At 39.7% G+C, this 556-nt stretch carries 1 protein-coding gene; it reads left to right on the top strand.

Features of this window, described 5'->3' with window-relative positions:
- On the top strand, positions 1-556 hold a 556-nt coding region (locus HMPREF9193_RS11250; protein WP_021686500.1), incomplete at both ends, for a hypothetical protein.

Raw genomic sequence — 556 nt, 5'->3', positions numbered from 1 at the left:
AACCGCTCGATACAAAATGCCTTGTATGCATACAAAGACATTGCAACAAGCACAGGCATGAGCATAAAAGAAATCATACAAAAAGCAGCACAGCAGCAAAACGCTACAGATGATATGATTATCTATCGGGAAGTTCCTTTACAAACGCTGATAAAATATGCGAAAACACAAAAACCGCTGAGTAAAACAACAAAAATTACACAACTGAATGAAAAGACTATCGTGCCCATCGTTATAGGCGGACAACAAGGAAGCAGTATAGCAACTCTGTTATATGAGCATACCGGACAAACCTTACCGGCTGAAATCATTGCTGTATTGCAAACAATCAAATTGACAGATACGGCAAACGGCAGGCAAAAGCAGCACATAAAAGAGTTGGTACAACAGACATTTAAGAAGACCAAAGGACACGTACAAGAGTTTGCAAAAGATTTATACTGCGCATTGGACATAAGAGAAGATGTTTCATACAACCTTGCAGACAAAGAGGGTTTACGTGCCTATGAGCAGTCAGAGCGCTTTAGAAAAAGCGGATTAACCAAAACACAGCTTA

Source organism: Treponema lecithinolyticum ATCC 700332 (assembly GCA_000468055.1).
GTDB classification, from domain to species: domain Bacteria; phylum Spirochaetota; class Spirochaetia; order Treponematales; family Treponemataceae; genus Treponema_C; species Treponema_C lecithinolyticum.
Note: the sequence above shows the minus strand (reverse complement) of the source record. Positions and strands in the feature narration are given on the sequence as shown.